The sequence below is a fragment of the Paractinoplanes rhizophilus genome, from assembly GCF_042664765.1.
Taxonomy (GTDB): Bacteria; Actinomycetota; Actinomycetes; order Mycobacteriales; family Micromonosporaceae; genus Actinoplanes; species Actinoplanes rhizophilus.
In genome coordinates this window covers 257,544-276,660 of record NZ_JBHTBJ010000004.1, presented here as the reverse complement: position 1 = coordinate 276,660, position 19,117 = coordinate 257,544, and the positions used below count along the sequence as shown (strand labels likewise).

General features: G+C 72.7%; 19 protein-coding genes and 1 tRNA gene. 8 read left to right on the top strand and 12 right to left on the bottom strand.

Translation table 11 applies throughout. The features are described from left to right. Window positions 1-376: 376 nt before the first annotated feature. Window positions 377-1,309 (top strand): hypothetical protein, encoded by a 933-nt coding sequence (locus ACFQS1_RS08850; protein ID WP_378965709.1) that lies wholly within the window; start codon window positions 377-379, stop codon window positions 1,307-1,309. After that, the gene (locus tag ACFQS1_RS08845; protein ID WP_378965778.1) at window positions 1,309-3,693 is read left to right on the top strand and encodes a bifunctional polysaccharide deacetylase/glycosyltransferase family 2 protein; all 2,385 of its coding nucleotides are present in this window, start codon (window positions 1,309-1,311) and stop codon (window positions 3,691-3,693) included. Before ACFQS1_RS08850 ends, ACFQS1_RS08845 begins: the two co-directional genes overlap by 1 nt. Window positions 3,694-3,741: 48 nt before the next feature. On the opposite strand, the gene ACFQS1_RS08840 is transcribed toward ACFQS1_RS08845, so the two are convergent. Continuing rightward, entirely contained in the window at window positions 3,742-4,986 is a 1,245-nt protein-coding gene (locus tag ACFQS1_RS08840) for a GAF domain-containing sensor histidine kinase (RefSeq protein ID WP_378965708.1), read from the bottom strand. Window positions 4,987-5,422: 436 nt separating this feature from the next. Between ACFQS1_RS08840 and ACFQS1_RS08835 the strand changes: the two genes are divergently transcribed. Continuing rightward, on the top strand, window positions 5,423-5,872 hold the full coding sequence (locus tag ACFQS1_RS08835; protein ID WP_378965707.1) for a hypothetical protein: 450 nt from the start codon (window positions 5,423-5,425) through the stop codon (window positions 5,870-5,872). A gap of 13 nt (window positions 5,873-5,885) precedes the next feature. Here ACFQS1_RS08835 and ACFQS1_RS08830 read toward each other — a convergent pair whose 3' ends face one another. Further along, window positions 5,886-6,674: an SDR family NAD(P)-dependent oxidoreductase gene (locus tag ACFQS1_RS08830; RefSeq protein WP_378965706.1), complete on the bottom strand. Its 789-nt coding sequence runs from the start codon at window positions 6,672-6,674 to the stop codon at window positions 5,886-5,888. Next, window positions 6,662-7,534, bottom strand: coding sequence for an aldo/keto reductase (locus ACFQS1_RS08825; RefSeq protein WP_378965705.1), 873 nt, complete (start codon window positions 7,532-7,534; stop codon window positions 6,662-6,664). The genes ACFQS1_RS08830 and ACFQS1_RS08825 overlap by 13 nt, the downstream gene beginning before the upstream one ends. A gap of 136 nt (window positions 7,535-7,670) precedes the next feature. On the opposite strand from ACFQS1_RS08825, the gene ACFQS1_RS08820 reads away from it, so the two are divergent. After that, window positions 7,671-8,519 (top strand): hypothetical protein, encoded by an 849-nt coding sequence (locus tag ACFQS1_RS08820; protein ID WP_378965704.1) that lies wholly within the window; start codon window positions 7,671-7,673, stop codon window positions 8,517-8,519. Window positions 8,520-8,631: 112 nt separating this feature from the next. On the opposite strand, the gene ACFQS1_RS08815 is transcribed toward ACFQS1_RS08820, so the two are convergent. After that, complete coding sequence (locus ACFQS1_RS08815) at window positions 8,632-8,961, bottom strand: winged helix-turn-helix transcriptional regulator (protein ID WP_378965703.1); 330 nt, start codon at window positions 8,959-8,961, stop codon at window positions 8,632-8,634. Window positions 8,962-9,030: 69 nt separating this feature from the next. Between ACFQS1_RS08815 and ACFQS1_RS08810 the strand changes: the two genes are divergently transcribed. Further along, window positions 9,031-9,585, top strand: a complete 555-nt coding sequence (locus tag ACFQS1_RS08810) for a carboxymuconolactone decarboxylase family protein (RefSeq protein ID WP_378965702.1) — start codon at window positions 9,031-9,033, stop codon at window positions 9,583-9,585. Between the two features lie 18 nt (window positions 9,586-9,603). Here the strand turns inward: ACFQS1_RS08810 and ACFQS1_RS08805 are convergent, their stop codons facing one another. From ACFQS1_RS08805 to ACFQS1_RS08775, 7 genes are all read right to left on the bottom strand, one after another. After that, on the bottom strand, window positions 9,604-10,779 hold the full coding sequence (locus ACFQS1_RS08805) for a VOC family protein (RefSeq protein WP_378965701.1): 1,176 nt from the start codon (window positions 10,777-10,779) through the stop codon (window positions 9,604-9,606). A 313-nt stretch (window positions 10,780-11,092) separates the two neighbouring features. Beyond that, window positions 11,093-11,166, bottom strand: a tRNA-Ala gene (locus tag ACFQS1_RS08800). Between the two features lie 49 nt (window positions 11,167-11,215). Next, window positions 11,216-11,959, bottom strand: coding sequence for a divisome protein SepX/GlpR (sepX, locus tag ACFQS1_RS08795; RefSeq protein WP_378965700.1), 744 nt, complete (start codon window positions 11,957-11,959; stop codon window positions 11,216-11,218). A 144-nt stretch (window positions 11,960-12,103) separates the two neighbouring features. Then, the gene (locus ACFQS1_RS08790; protein WP_378965699.1) at window positions 12,104-12,724 is read right to left on the bottom strand and encodes a GNAT family N-acetyltransferase; all 621 of its coding nucleotides are present in this window, start codon (window positions 12,722-12,724) and stop codon (window positions 12,104-12,106) included. Further along, complete coding sequence (locus ACFQS1_RS08785) at window positions 12,721-14,031, bottom strand: molybdopterin molybdotransferase MoeA (protein ID WP_378965698.1); 1,311 nt, start codon at window positions 14,029-14,031, stop codon at window positions 12,721-12,723. The genes ACFQS1_RS08790 and ACFQS1_RS08785 overlap by 4 nt, the downstream gene beginning before the upstream one ends. Beyond that, on the bottom strand, window positions 14,028-14,942 hold the full coding sequence (locus tag ACFQS1_RS08780) for a UTP--glucose-1-phosphate uridylyltransferase (protein ID WP_378965697.1): 915 nt from the start codon (window positions 14,940-14,942) through the stop codon (window positions 14,028-14,030). Before ACFQS1_RS08780 ends, ACFQS1_RS08785 begins: the two co-directional genes overlap by 4 nt. Before the next feature lie 48 nt (window positions 14,943-14,990). Continuing rightward, a complete protein-coding gene (locus tag ACFQS1_RS08775; protein WP_378965696.1) occupies window positions 14,991-16,973 on the bottom strand; it encodes a diguanylate cyclase in 1,983 nt (660 codons plus the stop codon). An 81-nt stretch (window positions 16,974-17,054) separates the two neighbouring features. On the opposite strand from ACFQS1_RS08775, the gene ACFQS1_RS08770 reads away from it, so the two are divergent. Beyond that, window positions 17,055-17,663: a 5-formyltetrahydrofolate cyclo-ligase gene (locus ACFQS1_RS08770; RefSeq protein WP_378965695.1), complete on the top strand. Its 609-nt coding sequence runs from the start codon at window positions 17,055-17,057 to the stop codon at window positions 17,661-17,663. Between the two features lie 120 nt (window positions 17,664-17,783). Then, complete coding sequence (locus ACFQS1_RS08765; RefSeq protein ID WP_378965694.1) at window positions 17,784-18,143, top strand: FmdB family zinc ribbon protein; 360 nt, start codon at window positions 17,784-17,786, stop codon at window positions 18,141-18,143. Window positions 18,144-18,542: 399 nt separating this feature from the next. Here the strand turns inward: ACFQS1_RS08765 and ACFQS1_RS08760 are convergent, their stop codons facing one another. Beyond that, the gene (locus ACFQS1_RS08760; RefSeq protein ID WP_378965693.1) at window positions 18,543-18,722 is read right to left on the bottom strand and encodes a hypothetical protein; all 180 of its coding nucleotides are present in this window, start codon (window positions 18,720-18,722) and stop codon (window positions 18,543-18,545) included. A 63-nt stretch (window positions 18,723-18,785) separates the two neighbouring features. Between ACFQS1_RS08760 and ACFQS1_RS08755 the strand changes: the two genes are divergently transcribed. Continuing rightward, a complete protein-coding gene (locus ACFQS1_RS08755; protein WP_378965692.1) occupies window positions 18,786-19,115 on the top strand; it encodes a translation initiation factor 2 in 330 nt (109 codons plus the stop codon). The last annotated feature ends 2 nt before the right edge of the window (window positions 19,116-19,117 follow it).

The window sequence follows — 19,117 nt, the reverse complement described above, 5'->3', positions numbered from 1 at the left end:
AGCTTAACGACCTCCGATGTCAGGCACAACGGGTCGCCCTCCGAACTTTCAAATTTCGATCAAGCCCCGTCGCCACATCGGACATACCGGAAGTATGCCTATAAGGCCGACCAATGGCGTCGTGAATCGCTTTCGCGGAAATGGCGCCGGAGGTGTCGTTGATGCGACAGGAGAACGTTTGGTGAATTGGCGTAACCTGCGAGGGTTGTTCATTCTCCCGCAGCTCAGCGCGATCATTGTCGCGACCGCGCACACCGGTGCCCATCTGGTCAAACGTCCACACTCATCATTTCGGTTGATTTAGCGGTGGCGATCATCCATCCCCCCATGGAGTGAGGTCCCCCAAGATTCCGATAGATGTTTTTAAGCTCGCCGCGTGACTTCGCACGAGCCAAAGAACCCGCAATTCGTCGAGCGCGACATCCCCGACACCGAGGTGGTGATCCCGGCGGCGCCGCCGGCCCCGGTGTTCGTGGACACCACCGGCCGCCGCAGTCGGCTGCTGCGCCGGCTCGCGTACGGGTTCGGCGGCCTGGTCATGCTCTACGGCGGCCTGATCGGCGTGAGCCTGGCGGGCGGCCCGGTGCGCTCCAGCGCCGTGCTGCCGCTGCCCGGCCTCGAGTCCGCCCTCGACGACCACGAGGCCGAGGCGCCGGCCCGGCCCAGCCCGACCCCGGCGCCGAACCCGAGCTACCCGCCGACGCCGGTGTTCGTCACCGACGCGCTGCCGCGCCGCACCGGCACGGCGAGCACCGTGGCTCCGCGCCTCGAATCGACCAGGGTCACGCCGACGACCGCGCCGACGACCGCGCCGACGACCAGCGCCACGCACAAGCCGAGCACGGCGACGAGCACGCCCCAGCCGACCACCACGACGAGCCACCCGGTCGAGTCGACCACCGCGACGCCGGCGACGACTCCCACCACCACGCAGCCCACCACCCCCGTGACGATCCCGCCGGTCCCACCAACCGGCGGAACAGGCGGCGGCACCGGCGCGGGCTCGGACTCGGGCGGCACCGGCACGGGATCGGGCGGCACCGGCGGCGGCACCGGCACGGGATCGGGATCGGGCGGCACCGGCGGCGGAACAAGCGCAGGCGGCGGAACAGGCGGCGGCGGAACAGGCGGCGGCGGAACAGGCGGCGGCGGAACAGGCGGCGGCAGCGCGGGCAGCGGCGGCGGAACAAGCGGTGACGGGGCCAGCTCCGGCGGTCAAGGCGACGGTGCGTCCGGCTCCGGACCGACGGAGTCGACCGCCGCGCCGGCGCCGCCCACCGACCCGGCCGCCTCCGGGGCCGCCGCGTGATCACCCGCAACCGGCGACGGGCACGCGGCCCGGTCCGCCGCCGCCTGCTGCCCAAGCCCCGCGTCGCGCTGGCCACCCTCCTGCTCGCCGTCTTCGTCGGCGTCCTGGTCGTCCAGGCGTACATCAACGCCGAGTTCACCAGCGACCACGCCGAGACCGAGGTCGGCGACCAGGACGGCGTGCCGCCGGCGATCCGCGGCGGCGGCCCGGTCATCAACACCACCGGCGGCCAGCAGAGCAGCAGCCGGATGCCGGACCACACGATCGCGCTCACCTTCGACGACGGTCCCGACCCCACCTGGACGCCGCGGATCCTCGACGTGCTGCGGGAGAACGACGCGCACGGCACGTTCTTCGTGATCGGCTCGGAGGTGGCCCGCCACCCCGGCCTCGCCCGGCGCCTCACCGACGAGGGCAACGAGCTCGGACTGCACACCTTCACCCACCCGAACCTGCAGCGGCTCGCCCCGTGGCGGCGCACCCTCGAGCTGTCGCAGACCCAGGTCGCGATCGCCCGCGCCACCGGCGTGCACACCAACCTGGCGCGTTTCCCGTACTCGTCGAAGGCCGACGCCATCGACGAGGTGAACTGGAAGCTGGTCCAGGAGGCCGGCCGGCGCGGCCTGCTGGTGGTCGTCAACGACATGGACAGCGAGGACTGGCAGCGGCCCGGCGTACCCCAGATCATCCGCAACGCCACGCCGCCCGGCGACACGTCCGCGGTGATCCTGTTCCACGACGCCGGCGGGGACCGCTCGCAGACCGTCCAGGCGCTCCGCGAGTTCATCCCGATGATGAAGGCCCGCGGCTACCGCTTCACCACCGTCACCGAGGGCCTCAACCAGAGCATCGCCCAGCGCAACAAGGCCAAGGGCGCGACCCCCGTGCCGCCGCTGGCCGAGAATCCGCCCGCGCCCCGGAGCGACGAATGGCGCGGGGCCGCGGTGATCGGCACGGTCCGGGCCGCCGACGGTCTGCTGTGGCTGATCGCGGCCCTGTTCCTGGCCGTCGGGCTGCTCACCATCGGGCGTACGTGTCTGCTTCTGCTCCTCGCGACGCGCCACGCCCGGCAGCGCCGCAAGCCGGATTGGAGCTGGGGTCCCCCGGTGACCGAGCCGGTGTCGGTGATCGTGCCCGCCTACAACGAGAAGGAGGGCATCGAGGCGGCCGTCCGCTCGCTGGCCGGCGGCGACTACCCGGGCGGGATCGAGGTGGTCGTCGTCGACGACGGCTCCACCGACGGCACCGCCGCGCTGGTCGAGCGGATGGCGCTGCCCAACGTGCGGGTGGTGCGAGTGCCCAACGGCGGCAAGGCGAACGCGCTGAACACCGGCATCGCCCTGGCCAAGCACGACCTGATCGTGACCGTCGACGGCGACACCGTCTTCGAGAAGGACTCGATCCGGATGCTGGTGCAGGCGTTCGCCGACCCGGCCGTGGGCGCGGTCGCCGGCAACGTCAAGGTCGGCAACCGGGAGAAGATGGTCGCCGCCTGGCAGCACATCGAGTACGTGATCGGCTTCAACCTCGACCGCCGCCTGTACGAGGTGCTCGACTGCATGCCGACGGTGCCGGGTGCGATCGGCGGATTCCGCCGCCGGGCCCTGGCCGAGGTCGGCGGGATCAGCGACGAGACCCTCGCCGAGGACACCGACGTCACGATGGCGCTGTGCCGGGCCGGCTGGCGGGTGGTGTACGAGGAGCGCGCGAAGGCCTGGACCGAGGCGCCGGCCACCCTCGAGCAGCTGTACCGGCAGCGCTACCGGTGGAGCTACGGCACCATGCAGGCGATGTGGAAGCACCGCCGGTCGCTGTTCGACTCCGGACCGTCGGGCCGGTTCGGCCGGGTGGGACTGCCGTTCCTGGCCCTGTTCGGGGTGGCGCTGCCGATGCTCGCCCCGGTCGTCGACATCATGCTCGTCTACGGCCTGGTGTTCTGGGAGCTGCACGAGACGCTGGTCGCCTGGCTGGGCATGCTCGCGCTGCAGTTGTTCACGGCGGCGGTGGCGTTCCGCTTCGACAAGGAGTCGATGCGCCCACTGTGGCGGCTGCCGCTCCAGCAGTTCGCCTACCGGCAGCTGATGTACCTGGTGCTGATGCAGTCGGCGACGACCGCGCTGACCGGCGGCCGGCTGCGCTGGCACAAGCTGCACCGGGCCGGCCTCGCCCCGCGCGAGAGCCTGCCCGGGCTTCCGCCGGAGGCCGTCGCGCCGGCCGTGGACACGTGGCCGCCGACCATCGGGCAGGAGCGCCCGCCGGCGCATCCGGCGGCGGGGCGAGCGGTGGCCCGGCCCCCCGTTCCGGCGCAGATCAGGGATCCCGAGGACCTTCCGTCAGCCGGCTCGCCCCCGGGTGGCGGCACCGGCCCGGTCTACACCGGGTGAGAGCGCCCGCACCCGCCCGAACTGCAGCCGGGCGGGTGCGGGCGTCGGTCAGGCCGCGAGGAGATCGGCGATCCGCTCGGCCGAGGTCGCCTCGGCGAACGGGAACACGACGTGCAGCGAGGTGCCGTCGCCCGGCCGGTCGGAGAGCGCCACCGTGGCGTGGTGCGCGTCGAGGATCTTCTTGGCCACCGCGAGGCCGCGGTCCGGGCCCGGAATCTCCGACGGGTTCGCGATCGCGCCGTAGTACAGGTGCGGGAACAGGTCGGGCCGCAGGCCGTGCGGCATGTCCATGTCGTCGACGCGTACGGTCGGGCCCGACTCGATCTCGGTGCCGACCCGTACCCGGCCACCGGACGGCGTGTACTTCACGGCCGCGAACAGCAGGTGGGTGAGCACCTGCTCGAGGCGTACCGGATCGGCGATGATCGGCAGCGCCGGCCCGCCGGCCTGATTGAGGATCCAGATCTGCTTGGTCGCCGCGATCGGCCGCACCGACTCCACCGCGCGCTGGGTGATCCGGGTCAGGTCGATCTGCCGCATGTGCAGGCTCTCGCTGCCGAGGCCGGCCTCGGCCATCGTGGTCAGGTGCTGCAGCAGGTCGAGGAAGCCGCGGATGTGCCCGGCGGTCGCCCGCCCGACCAGCTCGGCCATCTCCGCGTCGTGGAAGCCGGTGCTGCCGAGCTTGTCGAGATAGGCCGAGATCAGCCGTAGCGGCGCCCGCAGCTCGCCGCCGACCAGCCCGGCGAGGTCGTCCTTGCGCCGCTCCAGCTCCTGCAGCCGGGCCGTGGTGTTGGCCAGGGCGATCGCGTGCCGGCGCAGCTCCATCTGGGAGGTGACCTGCCGGGCCAGCGCGCGGAGCGCCTGCTGCTGCTCCATGTCGAGGTTGCGCGGGTTCTTGTCCATCACGCAGAGCGTGCCCAGCGCGTACCCGTCGGTGGTGATCAATGGCGCGCCGGCGTAGAACCGGATGCCGCCGTCCATGTCCACCGAGGGGTTGTCCGAGAAGCGGGCGTCCTTGGCCGTGTCCGGGACGACCAGCAGGTCGCGGCCGAGGATCGCGTGCGCGCAGAAGGAGAGGTCGCGGGAGGTCTCGGTGAGATCGGTGCCGACCCGTGCCTTGAACCACTGGCGGTCGGTGTCGACCAGGGTGACCAGGGCTACCGGGGTGCCGCACACCTTCGCGGCGAGCGCAACGATGTCGTCGAAGTCCTGCTCGGGCGCGCTGTCGAGGATGTCGAGCGCGTAGAGAGCGGCCAGCCGGTCGATTTCGTTGTCGGGCAGGGGAGCTTGCATGGGACACCTCCGAAGACTTGCTCCAGAGATACCACCCTAAAGTAGCATTTTTCGGGGTTTGGGGAACAGAAACGTCTGAGCTATGCGCCCGATATAGTGACGCTCACCTTTGTTACGCTGGGTGAATTCATCCGATCATCCAGTTTCCCTTGACGATCATCCGAGTATCTGGTCCGACCCTCGACGTCGATCAAATTTCAGACCACTCTGTGATCGCCCCCACACCATCGTGCAAGGACGCTCGATGTCTTACGCGAATCCCCCGCAGGGATATCCTCCCTCGCCCGACCGTTGGCCTCCTGCCGATGAGCCGGGGCCTCGGCATGCGGGCGGGCAGCCGCCCGCCTGGAACGCTCCACAGCAACCGCAGCAACCTTCGTGGCAGCAGCCGAGCTGGTCGCCGGCGGCGCAACCCGTTTCGCCGCCGCAGCTTCCGGTGCGGCCCGAGTGGGAGCCGGCTCCCTCTCCGTCGGATTGGCAGCAGGCACCGCCGCCGACCCCGCGGGAGATCCCGCCGCCACCTCAGCGGTCGGGCTTCTCCGCCACGTACGCGGTGCTCATCGCCGTCGTGGTGCTGGTCCTCGGCTTCGGCGCGTATTACCTGTTCGGTCGCTCCTCGGGGAGCGGCTTCGACGCCAAGGTGACCAAGTGCAGCGCCAGCGGCAGCGTCGCCACTGTCGGCCTCGAGGTGCATAACCGCAGCTCGGACACCCAGACAGCGACCATCCGCATCGAGTACCGCAACGGCGCCGGCAAGCTGCTGGACACCGACACCGCCCTGGTGCGCGACATCGGCGGGGGCGACACCGAGCACGTGGAGCAGAGCACGCTCCTCACCACCAACGCCGACGCGTCGATGACCTGCACGGTGGCCGGGTTGGCCTAGGGTCTGTGAGCCCTCACCAGGCCGTCCACCCGCCGTCGACCACGACGTTCGCCCCGGTGACGTAGCTGCTGCGGGGCGAGGCGAGATAGAGCACCGAGGTGGCGATCTCGGCCGGGTCGCCGACCCGGCCGAGCGGAGTCTGCCGGCCGAGCCGGGCGATCAGCCCCGGGTCGCCGCCCCCGCCCGGGAAGGCGCCCGGGGTCAGGCAGTTCACCCGTACGCCGGCCGGGCCCAGCTCGGCCGCGGCATACCGGGCGAGCTGGATCAGGCCGGCCTTGACCGCGCCGTAGAAGGGTGGGTTGCCGCCCTCAGGCCTGTCGTAGAGGTGCGCTCGGGGGCTGACCAGCCCGTACATGGAGGCGACGGCGATCACCGACGGCGAGCCGTGCGGGGCGGCGGCGACCAGCAGGTCACGGGTCTGGTCGAGCAGCCGCTGGAAGGCCGCCAATGCCAGGTCGGCGGCCTCGAGGTAGTCGGCCGGTGTCGCGGTACGCAGCGAGCCGGCCTTGCCGACGTGCGCGTTGTGCACGAGCACGTCGAGGCGGCCGTCCTCGTCGCGAATTCTGGCCCCGAGCGCGGCGACGTCCTCGTCCACCGTCACGTCGCACCGGATGGCCTTCGCGGTCAGATCCTTCGCCAGCGCGTCCAGCTTGTCCTGATTGCGGCCGACCAGCCAGACGGTGGCACCGGCGCCGGCCAGGGCCTCGGCCATCACCCGGCCGAGCCGTCCGGTCGCGCCGGTCACGACGGCGACCTTGCCGTCGAGGCCGAAGAGGTCGTCCGGGGTGATCAATTCGACCACCGGCTCGGGTCGAGCAGCTCCACCGGCACCTCGGGCAGGGCCGCCAGCACCTGGTCGCGCTGGCCGGCGGTGAGCGGCGAACGGTCGGCCAGCTCGGCGTTGGCGCGCAGCTGCGCCTCGGTCTCGGCGCCGATCACCAGCGAGGTCACCCAGGGCAGCGAGAACAGGTAGGCGAGACACAGGTCGGCGCGCCCGTCGCGGCCGAATTCGGCCGCGAGCTTGTCCAGCGTCGCGACGATGCCGTCGCGATCGGCATCCGGCAGATGCGGCCAGGTCACGGCGGTGCCGGCCACGAGCAGACCTTGGAGGTACGCGCTCCGCACGGTCACCACGAGGTCGGGCCGGGCCGCGAGATCCACCTCCAGCCAGCGCCGGTCGAGGATGTTGCAGGGCAGTTGGACGTACCCGAGGCCGGGCAGGTCGAGCACCCGTCGCAGCTCGTCCGGCGACTGGACGGAGACGCCGACCCGATCGGCCTCCCCGGTCTCCAGGCACCCGCGCAGCTCGGCCCAGCTCGCATCGGCGTCGGCCGCGCGGTGCAGCAGGATCGTCAGCGGCCCGGTGGCGCGCAGGGCGGCCCGGCTGGCGTCGACGCTCGCGCGTACGTCCCCGCCCGGCGCCACCTTGGTGATCACCGAGAGGCCGTGATCGATCGCGCCGATGCGGCGTTCGCTCTCGCCGTACGCGCGGGCCGTATCGAGATGCGTGACGCCGAGCTCGCGGGCGGTGGCCAGGAGGCGCTCGCGGGCGGCGAGATCGGGCACGCCGGTGCGGTTGGCTATCCCGTACGCGCCGCCGAGCTGGGCCGTTCCGAGCACCAGCGCCGACTGCGAATAGTCGCCGCGCTGCCGTCTTCTCATGGGCCACACTTCCCGTTCATCCGCTGTTCCACGTGGCCGCACGCGCCGGACCGGCCGCGGCGCCGCGCTACGATTCAGCGCCGGAACCAACGTATTCCGGCCGGTTTTCCGGCGCAGTCCCGGGGTCGGTGAGGGCATGCATCACGCGAACTACTACTACGGCCACGCCCACGTGCTGGCCCGGTACTGCGCGCTGCCCGAGCCGATGCACCCGCCGCGGATCCAGGGCTACCTCCAGCACGGGTGGAACATCGGCGACGGCCTCGCCCCCGGCGTGCCGTTCGTCGAGGGCAGCCGGCTGCTGGTCTGGTCCGAGCAGGTCCGCCGCCGCGCCTGGTCCCAGGGCCGGCGCGACGCGGTGGTGGTCGGCTCCCCCTTCGCATACCTGCTCGAGATGGCGAAGGCCACCGCTCCCGCCGAGGAGGAGCGCGAGGGCACGATCTTCTACCCGTTCCATGGCTGGGAGGGTCAGCAGGTGATGGGCGACCACCGCCGCCTCATCGCCGAGCTCCAGGCCCACGAGACCGGCCCGGTCACGGTCTGTCTGTATTGGAACGAGCACCGGGTCAAGGCCATCCGCCGGCTGTACGAGAAGGCCGGCTTCCGGGTCATCTGCCACGGCTACCGCGGCTTCTGGTGGCGCGACCACGACCGCGAGTTCCTGGTGCGCCAGCTCGCCGAGCTGCGCCGGCACCGCCGCGTCGTCTCCAACCGGCTGTGCAGCGCCATCTGGTACGGCGTGCTGGCCGGCTGCCAGGGCGCGGTCTACGGCGACCCGATGGTCCTCGACAACGCCGACCCCACCTTCGGCGGCGAGCCCCGGCTCCGCCGGCAGTGGCCCGAGGTGTACGGCTACGACCCCGACATGACCGCCGCCCACCAGATCGCCCGAGCCGAGTTGGGCGCCGACGAGCTGGCCGGCCCCGAGGAGCTGCGCACCCTGCTGGGCTGGCCGGTCGCCGACCGCTCCCTCACCCCCGCGTAGTCCGCGCCCACCACCCCACCGCGCCCTCGCGCCCCCCTCACGCCCGCTACCCCATTGCGCCGCGCACCCCGTCACGCCCGCCGTGGCCCTCGCACGCACCCGTCCGCAGTTCTCAATCGCCACGCGCGTCGGCCCAGCGCCGTGCCCATTCGTCGAGCGGCCCGAGCGCCCGCCCGAGATCCGCCCCGAGCGGCGTCAGCTCATACCCGCCCGCACCGCTCGACGCGAGCCCGCTCTCGGTCAGCTCCCCCAGCCGCTGGTAGAGCACGCTCGACGACAGCCCCTCGCAGCGCCCCAACAAGGCCCGCGCCCCCACGGGCCCGTCCCGCAGCTCCCAGATCAACCGCAGCGCCCACCGCCGCCCCAGCAGATCCATCGCCGCCATGATCGGCCGCCCGGTGGTCGAGCCACGGACCGGCCGTCCCGGACGCGGAACCGGCATGCCACCCTCCTTGCGTTTCGTTTTCAGAAACACTACCGTCTGTTTCTAAATCCGAAACGGGAGGGCCTCATGTCGCGCATCGCCCCGCTCCAGCCGCCGTACCCGGAAGAGGCCGCCACCCTGCTGGCCGCCATGATGCCGCCCGGCGTGCCGCCGATCGCCCTGTTCCGCCTCTTCGCCCGCAACCTGCCGATGGCCCGCGCCACGCACGGCTGGGGCCGCTACGAGCTGGGCCGCGACCTCACCCTGACCATGCGCCAGCGCGAGATCGTCATCGACCGCACCTGCGCCCGCTGCGGCTGCGAGTACGAGTGGTCCGTCCACGTCCAGATGTTCGGCGCCCGGGTCGCCCTCACCCCCGACCAGCAGCGTTCCCTGGCAGACGGATCCGCCACGGACGCCTGCTGGACCGACGACACCGAGCGCCTCCTGATCGAGGCCGTCGACGCGCTGCACGACACCAGCGACATCGACGACGGCTTGTGGGCCAGGCTGGCCAAGTCCTTCGACGAGCCCCAGCTCATCGACCTGCTGCTGCTCTGCGGCTGGTACCACGCGATCAGCTTCGTGGCCCGCGCCACCCGCCTGCCGCTGGAGTCAAAGCCCGAGGCGAGCGCGGCCTGACCACCGACCCCGCCGACCTCATGCCCCGCCCACGATCACCATTTCGTTGCCTTCCGGGTCGGCGACCTGCCAGCGGTTCCCCGACTCGGCAAGGAGCCGGCCACCGGCCGCGACGGCCGCGGCGAGGCGCGTCTGCGCCAGATCCGCCGGCACCGCGAGCTCGAAGTGGATGCGGTTGCGCTGCCGGCGCCGTGCCGTCTCCGAAGCGTCGATCTCCTGGAACACCAGCACCGGGTTCAGCCGCCGCGGATCGTAGATGTCGCTGACCCCGTCCCGCCGATCCTCGGTGTATCCGAGGGCGGCGACCCAGAACGCGCGGACCGCGTCGACGTCGGCGGCGTCGAGGAAGAGCTGCGTAAAACGCGGCAGCCCCGGATCCGCGGTAGCCCCCAGTTCACGCGCGGCGGTCTGGATGTTTCCGGCAAGGTCGGCGAAGTCAAGCCCGAGCCCGTGCGCGTCGCCCTCCCACTGGTCCTTGCCGCTGTCGATGATCACGAGCCCCGGGCGCAGGTCGACCAGCAGCGGAAAGCCCGCGTCGTGCGCCAGCCCCGCCGCCGCGGTCGCCAGCTCGCGCTGCCGCGCCGCCGAGCCGACGCGGTAACACGCCATCGCGCTGAACACCGCCTGCCAGTCGTCCGTCCCCGGCTTCTCCCCGAGCGCGTCGCCCGGCACCAGGTCGACCTCGTTGCCGTCCGGGTCGGCGTGACACACCCCGTACGGTCCCGCGCCCTCGCCAAGGCCCGCCCGCTCGACCGCCGCGGCCGGCCGCACCACATCGAGGTGAATGCGGTTCCGCAACGGCCGCGCCTCGGCCGCTTGCCGGATCCGGATCGCCGGGTCGCGCCGCAACGGATCCGCCAGACCGCCGTCCGCCCCCGGCACATAGTCGAACACGCGCTGCCAGAACCGCCTCACCCCGGCCGGATCCGCGGCTTCGAACACAACGCTCACCTGCTGCAGCCCCGCAGGATTCGCCACCATTTCGAGCTCTCGCGCCGCCGCCGACACCGCCGCGGCATGCTCGCCCGCGCCAAGACGAACCCGCACCCCCGATGCCCGCACGTCAACCGCAACCTCGCCCGACAGCTCCCCCACCCGCCCGGCGAGCGCGGCCCCCGCAACCAACGAAGGCGCCTCAAACCACACCGCAGCACCCCCACCAACCGGTTGCCATCCCGCCCCGATCTCCGTCATGCCCGGCACTGTAGCCGCCACCCCACGCCCAAGGGACCATCGATGGCGATGCGCACCGCGCGAAGCCAAGCCACCACCCAGCCACCGCAACGCGGGGTATTCGGTGACTCAGCCTCGGACGCGTGCAACGGCCGGCCATGCCCAGCCACCGCGACGGGGATTCTTCGGGGACTCAGCCCCGGGCGGCGCGCAAGCCAGCCGACCAAGCTCAGCCACCGCAACGCGGGGCGTCCGGGGGCTCGGCCCCCGGAGCAGATATAACGAGTGGCCCCGGCTCGCGCGTCTCAGCGAGCAGGGACCACCCAAACACTCGTGGAGCTGAGGGGATTTGAACCCCTGACCCCCTCGATGCGAACGAGGTGCGCTACCAGTCTGCGCCACAGCCCCTCGACGAACTAGGTCCGTCGAACCGCAGCAAGGCTAACAGGTCACGGGCTCAGCCCGCGAACCGGCCCCCTCCCCCCGCCTCGTACGCCCGGCCGCGCAATCCACCCGCCCGCCGGTAGGAAACCGACGCCGCCGGCAGCTCGGACGGATCCCGGTCGAGCCCCATCGCCGTCCGCCGCACGGCCTCCCGCTGGGCCGCCAGCCGCCGCTGGGCCTCCCGCCTCGCCGCCGCCCGCCGCGCCTGTTCCCGGCGCACCTCGGCCTGCCGGGCGGCCAGCCACGCGGCCTCCCGGGCCTCGATCCGCCGCCGGCGCCGGTCGGCCAGCGCCCGGTTGCGCAGATGCACCAGATAGAGGCCCAGCAGCGACCCGGTCACCGCGAACCCGATCCAGAAGCCTGGCCCGACCGTCAGCACCCCCACCAGCTCGATCACGTTGAGCAGCAGCAGCGCCGCGAAGACCCGGCGGCGCCGGACCACCGCCGGCGTGTGCCGCCGGACCGGGACGCGGCGCGCCGGCCGCCGGGCGGTGACCAGCCGCAGTCGTCGCGGTGGCGGGTCTTCCGAACGGGCGGAACTCGGGGCGGGGACCGTAACCGTCACGGCCCGGGCGGGGTTGATCGGTCGGCGTCCGGGCACGGTACGGCGACGGCGGCGGCGCTGCAGCACCCGCGCCGTCGACGACGCCCGCTCCGCGGCCAGGCGCTCGGTGGCGTCGTACCGGCGCACGAGCGCCGGCGCGAGGGCGAGCAGCCCGGCCGCGGCGAGGACGGCGAGGAGCACCGAGGTCGGCACCCTCACCCCTCCCGTCAGCTACGGCGGTCCGCTTAGCGGCAATACCGGCGGACCGCAAGACCCAATCTCCCCGAGGCTACGGGCGCGAGCTGCGGGAATGCGCGCGCCGCGCCGGGCGCGTCACGCTGCGAAGAAGAGAAGGATTCAAGCACGTACGCGTCGCCAGCGCGCCAGGAGACCGCCCTCGGCGGCCACCTCCTCGCTGGTCAAGGCATATCCGAGGTGGTCACGCCAGGCCCCGTCGATGTGCATGTAGCGCTGGTGGTAGGCCTCCTCGCGGAAGCCGAGCTTCTCCACCACGCGCCGGGAGGGCCGGTTCTCGGGGCGGATGTTGACCTCGATGCGGTGCAGCCCGCCGGGCCCGAACGCGTGGTCGACGGCGAGCGCGAGCGCGGTGGGGATGACGCCGCGGCCGGCGACCCGGGCGTCGACCCAGTAGCCCGCGTACGCCGAACTGAACGCCCGCCGCACGATGTTGCCGAGATTGATGTGCCCGACCAGCCGGTCCTCGAAGCAGACGGCGAACGGCATGCTGTCGCCGCGCCGGGCGGCCCGCTTCATGTCCTGATAGACGTACGCGTAGGCGCGGGTGGAATTCATCTCGGCCCACGGGCCGGGCGGCGACGACTCCCACGGCGCCAGCCACGCCTTGTTGGCGATGCGCACCTCGGACCAGGCGCGCGCGTCGCTCCGCTTGTAGGGGCGCAGCAGCACGGGCCCATCAGCCAGGACGGCAGGCCATCCGGGCGTGGATCCGAGCATCATCGCCTCCGGTCGAGCAGCAACACATCCACGGTAGAGCCGGCGGCCGCCGTGGTGACCCGCTCGCCGAGCACCAGCAGTCCGTTGGCCTCGGCCAGGCCGGAGAGAGTGTACGGCCCACCGGCGAGCGGCTGCACCGTGTAGCCGCCACCGCGCCGCTCGGCCACGTGGGCCGGGCGAAACTCCCGCAGGCCGCCGGGCGACGAGACGGTTTCCAACAGGTGGGCCTTGACGCTGCGGCGGAACACCGGCTCGGCGCCGGCGAGGAGCTGGATGACCGGGCGGGCGAGCACCTCGAAGCCGATCAGCGCGGCGCCGGGCTCGCCGGGCAGGCAGACGACCGGCACCTCCTCGCCGCCGACGGTGCCGAAGCCGAGGGTCGCGCCGGGGCAGAGGGCCACGTCGGTGAACTCGACGGCGCCGCGGCCAGGGTCGCGGCGGGAGAGGACGCGGCGCAGCATGTCGCCGGGGCCGGTGCCGGTGCCCCCGGTCGTGATGATCAGATCGGCCCGCAGGGTCTGGTCTTCCAGCAGGCCGCGCAGGCCCTCGGGGTCGTCGTCGCAGATGCCGATCCGGTACGCGAGCGCGCCGGCCTCGACCGCGGCGGCGGTGAGCGCGTGCGAGTTGGCGTCGACCACCTGCCCGGGCTGGCTGGGCCGGCCCACGTCGACGAGCTCGTCGCCGGTCGCCACGACCACGACCCGGGGGCTCGGCCGCACGATCACGTGCCCGATCCCGGAGGCGGCGAAGGTGGCCACCATGGCCGGGGTGACGTAGGCGCCGGCCGAGGCGAGCAGCTGACCGGCGGCCAGCTCCTCACCCGTACGCCGGACGCCGGAACCCCGCTTGGGGGCGTGCAGGATCTCGACCGCGGCCATGCCCTGGTCGGTCCAGTGCACCGGCACCACCACGTCGGCGCCGATCGGCAACGGCGCCCCGGCGGCCACCGAGAAGCAGGTGCCCGGGGTGAGCCGCACCGGACGCCAGCTGGCCGCGCCGAGATCGCCGACGACGTTGAGCCGGACCGGCCGCGGCCCGCCCTCGAACCTGCCGAAGGACGGGTGCGAGCCGACCCGGCCGGCCGACGCGAGATCTTCCCACCGGGCCGCGTATCCGTCGATCGCGGCCTGGTCGAAGGCGGGGTACGGATGCGGCGCGAGCACGTCGCCGGCGAGGACGTTGCCGTGCGCCTGGGTGAGGTCGAGGTCGAGCGGAGGCAGCGCCCGCAACCTGCGCAGCACGCTGCCCAGGTATTCGGCGAGAGGCATCAGCTCGTTGGCGGCCGCCTCGGCATCGGCCGTCGCGGTCATCCCTTCGCACCGCCGGCGACGAACTCGCCGAGCCAGGCGCGGAATTCCTCGCCGAGGTCGGCGCGCTTGCTGGCCAGCATCACCACGGCTTGAAGGTATCCCAGCGGCATGCCGGTGTCGTATCGGTAACCGCGGTAGACGATGCCGTGCACCGGCACGCCGTCCTGCAGGAGCTGGTGCATCGCGTCGGTGAGCTGGATCTCGCCGCCGCTGCCGGGCTTGGTGTTGGCGATCGCCTCGAAGATCGAGCCGGGCAGGACATAGCGGCCCAGCACGGCCAGGTTCGACGGCGCCTCCTCGGGCGCGGGCTTCTCCACGAGACCGGTGACCTCGACGATGTCCTCCCCGAGCGAGGAGGGCGCCACCGAGGCGATGCCGTAGCGCGACGTCTCCTCCGGCTTGACCTCCATGAAGGCCAGCACGATCCCGCCGGTCCGCGCCTGGAGGTCGAGCATCGCCGGCAGCAGTGGCTTGTCCTCCTCGACGAACTCGTCGCCGAGCAGCACCGCGAACGGGTTGTCGCCGACGTGCGAGGCGGCGGTGCCGACCGCGTGGCCGAGGCCGAGCGGCTCGCCCTGGCGGCAGGTGTAGATGTCGGCGAGCTCGCTGGTGCGGCGCACCGCCGCCAGCCGCTCGAGGTCGCCTTTCTCCTCGAGGCGCTGCTCGACGTCGGGACGGCGATCGAAGTGGTCCACCATGGAGGTCTTGCCCCGGCCGGTCACCAGCAGCACGTCGTTGATGCCGGCGGCCGCCGCCTCCTCCACGATGTACTGCAGGACGGGCCGGTCGACGACCGGTAACAGCTCCTTGGGCACCGCCTTGGTCGCCGGCAGGAACCGGGTGGCCAGACCGGCCGCGGGAATGACGGCCTTGACCGCCCGGCGGCCGGTCGCATGCGCGTTCGGGGTCATCGAGGTCACCGTACCTTCGCTCAGATCGTGCCCTGGTATGCCGTGAGACTAGCGGCCATGTGCCTGGCGGGGCGGTTGCGGCCCGCCGGTCGGCACGCCCAGCGGTGGCCGCGACGCGCCGGGCGGGGACGGCTTCGGCGCACCGGCCGACGGCGGCTGCGGGCCGCCGGACGGCCCGCCCGCCGAAGGGTCGGCGAGCCGGTAGGTGTCGCGCCCGGCGCTCTTCGCCGCGTACAGGGCGTCGTCGGCCGCCCGGAGCACCCGCTGCGCGTCGGACCCGTGCTCGGGGAAGACCGCCACCCCGATCGAGACCGTGACCGGGACCGTGCCGCGCCCGTCGATCGGCACCGGCCGGTCGCGCACCACGGCGCCCAGCCGCTCGGCCACGATCGCCCCGCCGTACGCGTCGGTCTCCGGCAGCAGCACCACGAACTCCTCCCCACCCTGGCGGAACGCCACGTCCACTTCACGCAGCCCGATCCGGATGCGGCGGGCGAACTCGCCCAGCACCGCGTCGCCGGCCGCGTGCCCGTACGTGTCGTTGACCTCCTTGAAGTGGTCGAGGTCGAGCACCAGCACCGCCAGCGTGCGGCCGAACCGGCTGGCCCGCTCCACCTCCCGGCGCAACGATTCCCGCAGATAACGGTAATTCCACAGGCCGGTGAGCGGGTCGGTGAGCGAGAGCCGCTGCGCCTCCTCGTGTACCCGCACGTTGTGCACCGCAACCCCGGCCTGCCCGGCGAAGGTGCGCAGCGTGCGCAGGTCGGCATCGTCGAAGTCGTCCCCGCCGACCCGGTCGTAGAGGGCGAGCACCCCGAGCGTGGCGGGTATCGGCTCGGCCGGCGGCAGCGCCTCGTCGACGGCGGCCGGGGCGCGGATCGGCACCGCCACGTAGGTGCGGCACGGCGGCTCGGTGGACGCGATCTCCCCGTGCCCCCGCCGCGACTCGCCGGCCGCCGCGACCCCGCCCAGGACGCCCGAGCCGACCGGGAGCCGCATCGTCGCCAGCTTGTCGTCGGGCAGGTCCCAGGCGCCGGTCAGCCCGATCGCACAGCGCGCCACCAGGTGGCCGCCGGCCGGGTCGAGCAGCAGGACGAGCCCCGAGCGCGCGCCGGTGGCCGCCAGCGCGGTCCGCAGGATCACCTGGAGGATCCGGTCGACGTCGTGGGTGCTGGACAGGGTCTCGCCGAGGATCGCCAAGTGGCCGCGGAGCTGGTCGCGGCTGGCGGTGAGCGCCTGCACGTACGCCTGCAGCTCGCGCGTCATCCGGTTGAACGTGGCGGCCAGCCGGCCGAGCTCGTCGGGCCGCACGATCGGCACCCGGGTGTCCAGGTCACCGCCGGCCACCTGGTCGGCGGCCCAGGCGAGATCGCCGAGCGGCCGGGTGGTGGTGCGGGCCAGCCAGCGCGCGACCACCATCGCCGCGAATCCGGCCGCGATCACGACGGCGAGCAGCACGGCGTACAGGGAAAGGGGTTTGGTCCGGGCGACGGTGAGCGTGAGCGGCAGCGGCTGGCCCGGCCCCACGCTCAGCTCGCGCCCGCCGGCCTCGGGATGGCTGCCGATGGTGACGCGAGCCCCGCCGGCGGCGGCGAGCCGGGCGAGGAAGGCCTCGTCGACCGTCTGCGCCGCGGTGATCTGCTGGGTGTCGACGGTGGCGATGGCGACGATGGCGGAGGTGTTCGTGCCGGTCGGCGCGGCGCAGTCGTCGGCCCGGGCAGGTTTGGACTGCGCGCCGGACCCGCCGGGAAATATCTGGATGTCGCTGGCCAGACCGCGCGCGACCAGCTGGCGGGCCACCGCCGATCGTTCGTCGGCGGGCACCACCGCGACCGCGTCCGCCGCGGCCTGAAGCTGCCGGCAGATGGCGGAGATTCCGGTGCGCACGGTGGTCACGGCATAGTCGAGTCGCTCGGCCGCCCGATCCCGGCTCACGGTGGACACAGTGAGCGCGACGAAGATGGACCCGAGCAGGACCGGACCGAGGACAACCACCAGGAAGGCGGCGGTCAGCCGGCCACGTAGCGTCACGCATCCTCCCGGGAGCGGCCCTCTTTGGAGCGATGCTGACATAGTGTGCGCCGTTTGCCGCTTTTTGAAAGGGGGTGTTGCATGCCCGATTTAACCGGTGACGAAGAAGCACCACGAGCAGCCAAGATCGCGCTGCGCGGTCAACTGATTACCGCACGTCGAGCGCTCACCGTCCGCGACCGCTCCCGCGCGGCGTCTCAACTTCAAGGTCAAATTCTTGATTTCGTACGCCGTGAGCACCCGTCCACGATCGCGGCGTATGTCCCGATCGGTCCGGAACCCGGCGGCGCCGACCTGCCCGCCGTCCTGGCCGCACACGCCCGGGTTCTGCTGCCTGTCCTCCTGCCCTCCCGGGACCTCGACTGGGCCGAGTTCTCCGGTTCGCTCGCGCCCGGGCCGCTCGGCCTGCTCGAACCACCCGGCTTGCGGCTCGGCGTGTCCGCGGTCGCGTCCGCCGATCTCGTGCTGGTCCCGGCGCTGGCCGTCTCGCGGGCCGGCATCCGGATGGGCCGGGGCGGCGGTTCCTACGATCGGGCGCTGGCCCGGCTGCCCCGCTCGGCGCCGCCGCTGGTGCTCGCACTGCTGCACGACGGCGAGTTGCTCGACGCGGTGCCGGCCGAGCCGCACGACCGCGTGGTGCACGGCGTGATCACCCCTAGCGGTGGCCTGCGTCTCAGCCGCGCGGTGTGATCATGCCTCGCGGTGGCTTGAGTCTCAGCCACACAGCCGAGTGGACGAAATGACCTCCGATGGCGCAACATTGGCACTCGGAGTTGGCGAGTGCCAGCAGCCGACAGATCCGGAGGAGCCGTGCCTACCTACCAGTACGCCTGCACCGAGTGCGGTCACCAGCTCGAGGCGGTTCAGTCGTTCTCCGACGCGGCCCTCACCGAGTGCCCCGCCTGCCATGGCAAGCTCCGCAAGGTCTTCAACTCGGTCGGCATCGTCTTCAAGGGCTCCGGCTTCTATCGCAACGACTCCCGCTCGGGCGCGGTGAGCACGGAGAAGTCCAACGGCGCCGACAAGAAGCCGGCGGACGCGTCCTCGACCCCGGCCTCGACCTCCGCCACGCCGTCCGCTGGCTCGTCCTCAGGCTCATCGTCCTCGACGTCGTCGGCGTCGTCCGCGGGCTCTTCGTCCGGGAGCGCGAAGGCCGCCGCCGCGTCCTGACCCCGCGGCGCATACCAAAGTCATCGCCGCCGCCGCGGGTTGTCCACAGTTCCGGGCTGTCCACAGGCCCCGAGCGAGCGATCTCCGATCCGGCCTAACGTCCGCACCGACCACGACGTGTCGGCGGGACGGGAGGAACGGGCGATGGGCACATCCGCGAGATCGCGGTACGGGCCACCGGATCCCCGGGCGCGCCCCGACCCTGTTCGCCGCCGCCGTACGTCCCGCGGCACCATGCTGCGTGTCGCGGCGGTCGCCGCGCTGCCGGCAACCGCCGCCGTCGCGTCGTGGTCACCCCGCCGGTCTCGCACCGGCCGGGGAGACGCCGCGGCCGACCCTCGCAGGGTGCCCCCACGGCCGCGGCGTCATCCTCATCGACGCACGCTGCTGGACGCCGGCTCAGCCCCAGTGCGGCGGGCGGTCCTCCCAGAGCCGGTCGTCGTTGTTGTCCCCGCGCTCGCCCCAGCCCCGCTCGGTGTCATCGCGGGTCTGATCGGGCAGCACGGCCGCCTCTTCCGGCTCGAAGTCGACCTCGCGCTCGGCGTCGTGGTCGCGCTCGGGCTCATCCAGGATGTCCACGGCTACGAGGGTAAGCCGCGCCGCCGCGACCGTCTTCCCCCTCCGGCTGTACCGTCGGTGAACGTGAGCTCCCCCACCGGCGTCCCGGACGACGCGTACTGGCAGCGCCCCGACCCCGCGTCCACCCCGCCGAGCCCGCCGCCGGCCCCGGCGCCCTCGCCCGCCCCGGGCCCGGGCTACCAAGGTCCGCCCCGCGCGACCCCACCGCCGCCGGACTGGCGCCCGCCCACGATCGCCCAGCCGCCGGCCCCGCGCGCCCTGCCCCCGCAGGACATGGACGCCCTCGACGACGCCGAGGGCTCCGCGCGCACGGTCACCTACGGCGTGGGCCTCGTGGCCGGCGCCATCGCGGTGATCCTCATCTGCCTGCTCTGCGCCCGGGCCATCTTCTGATC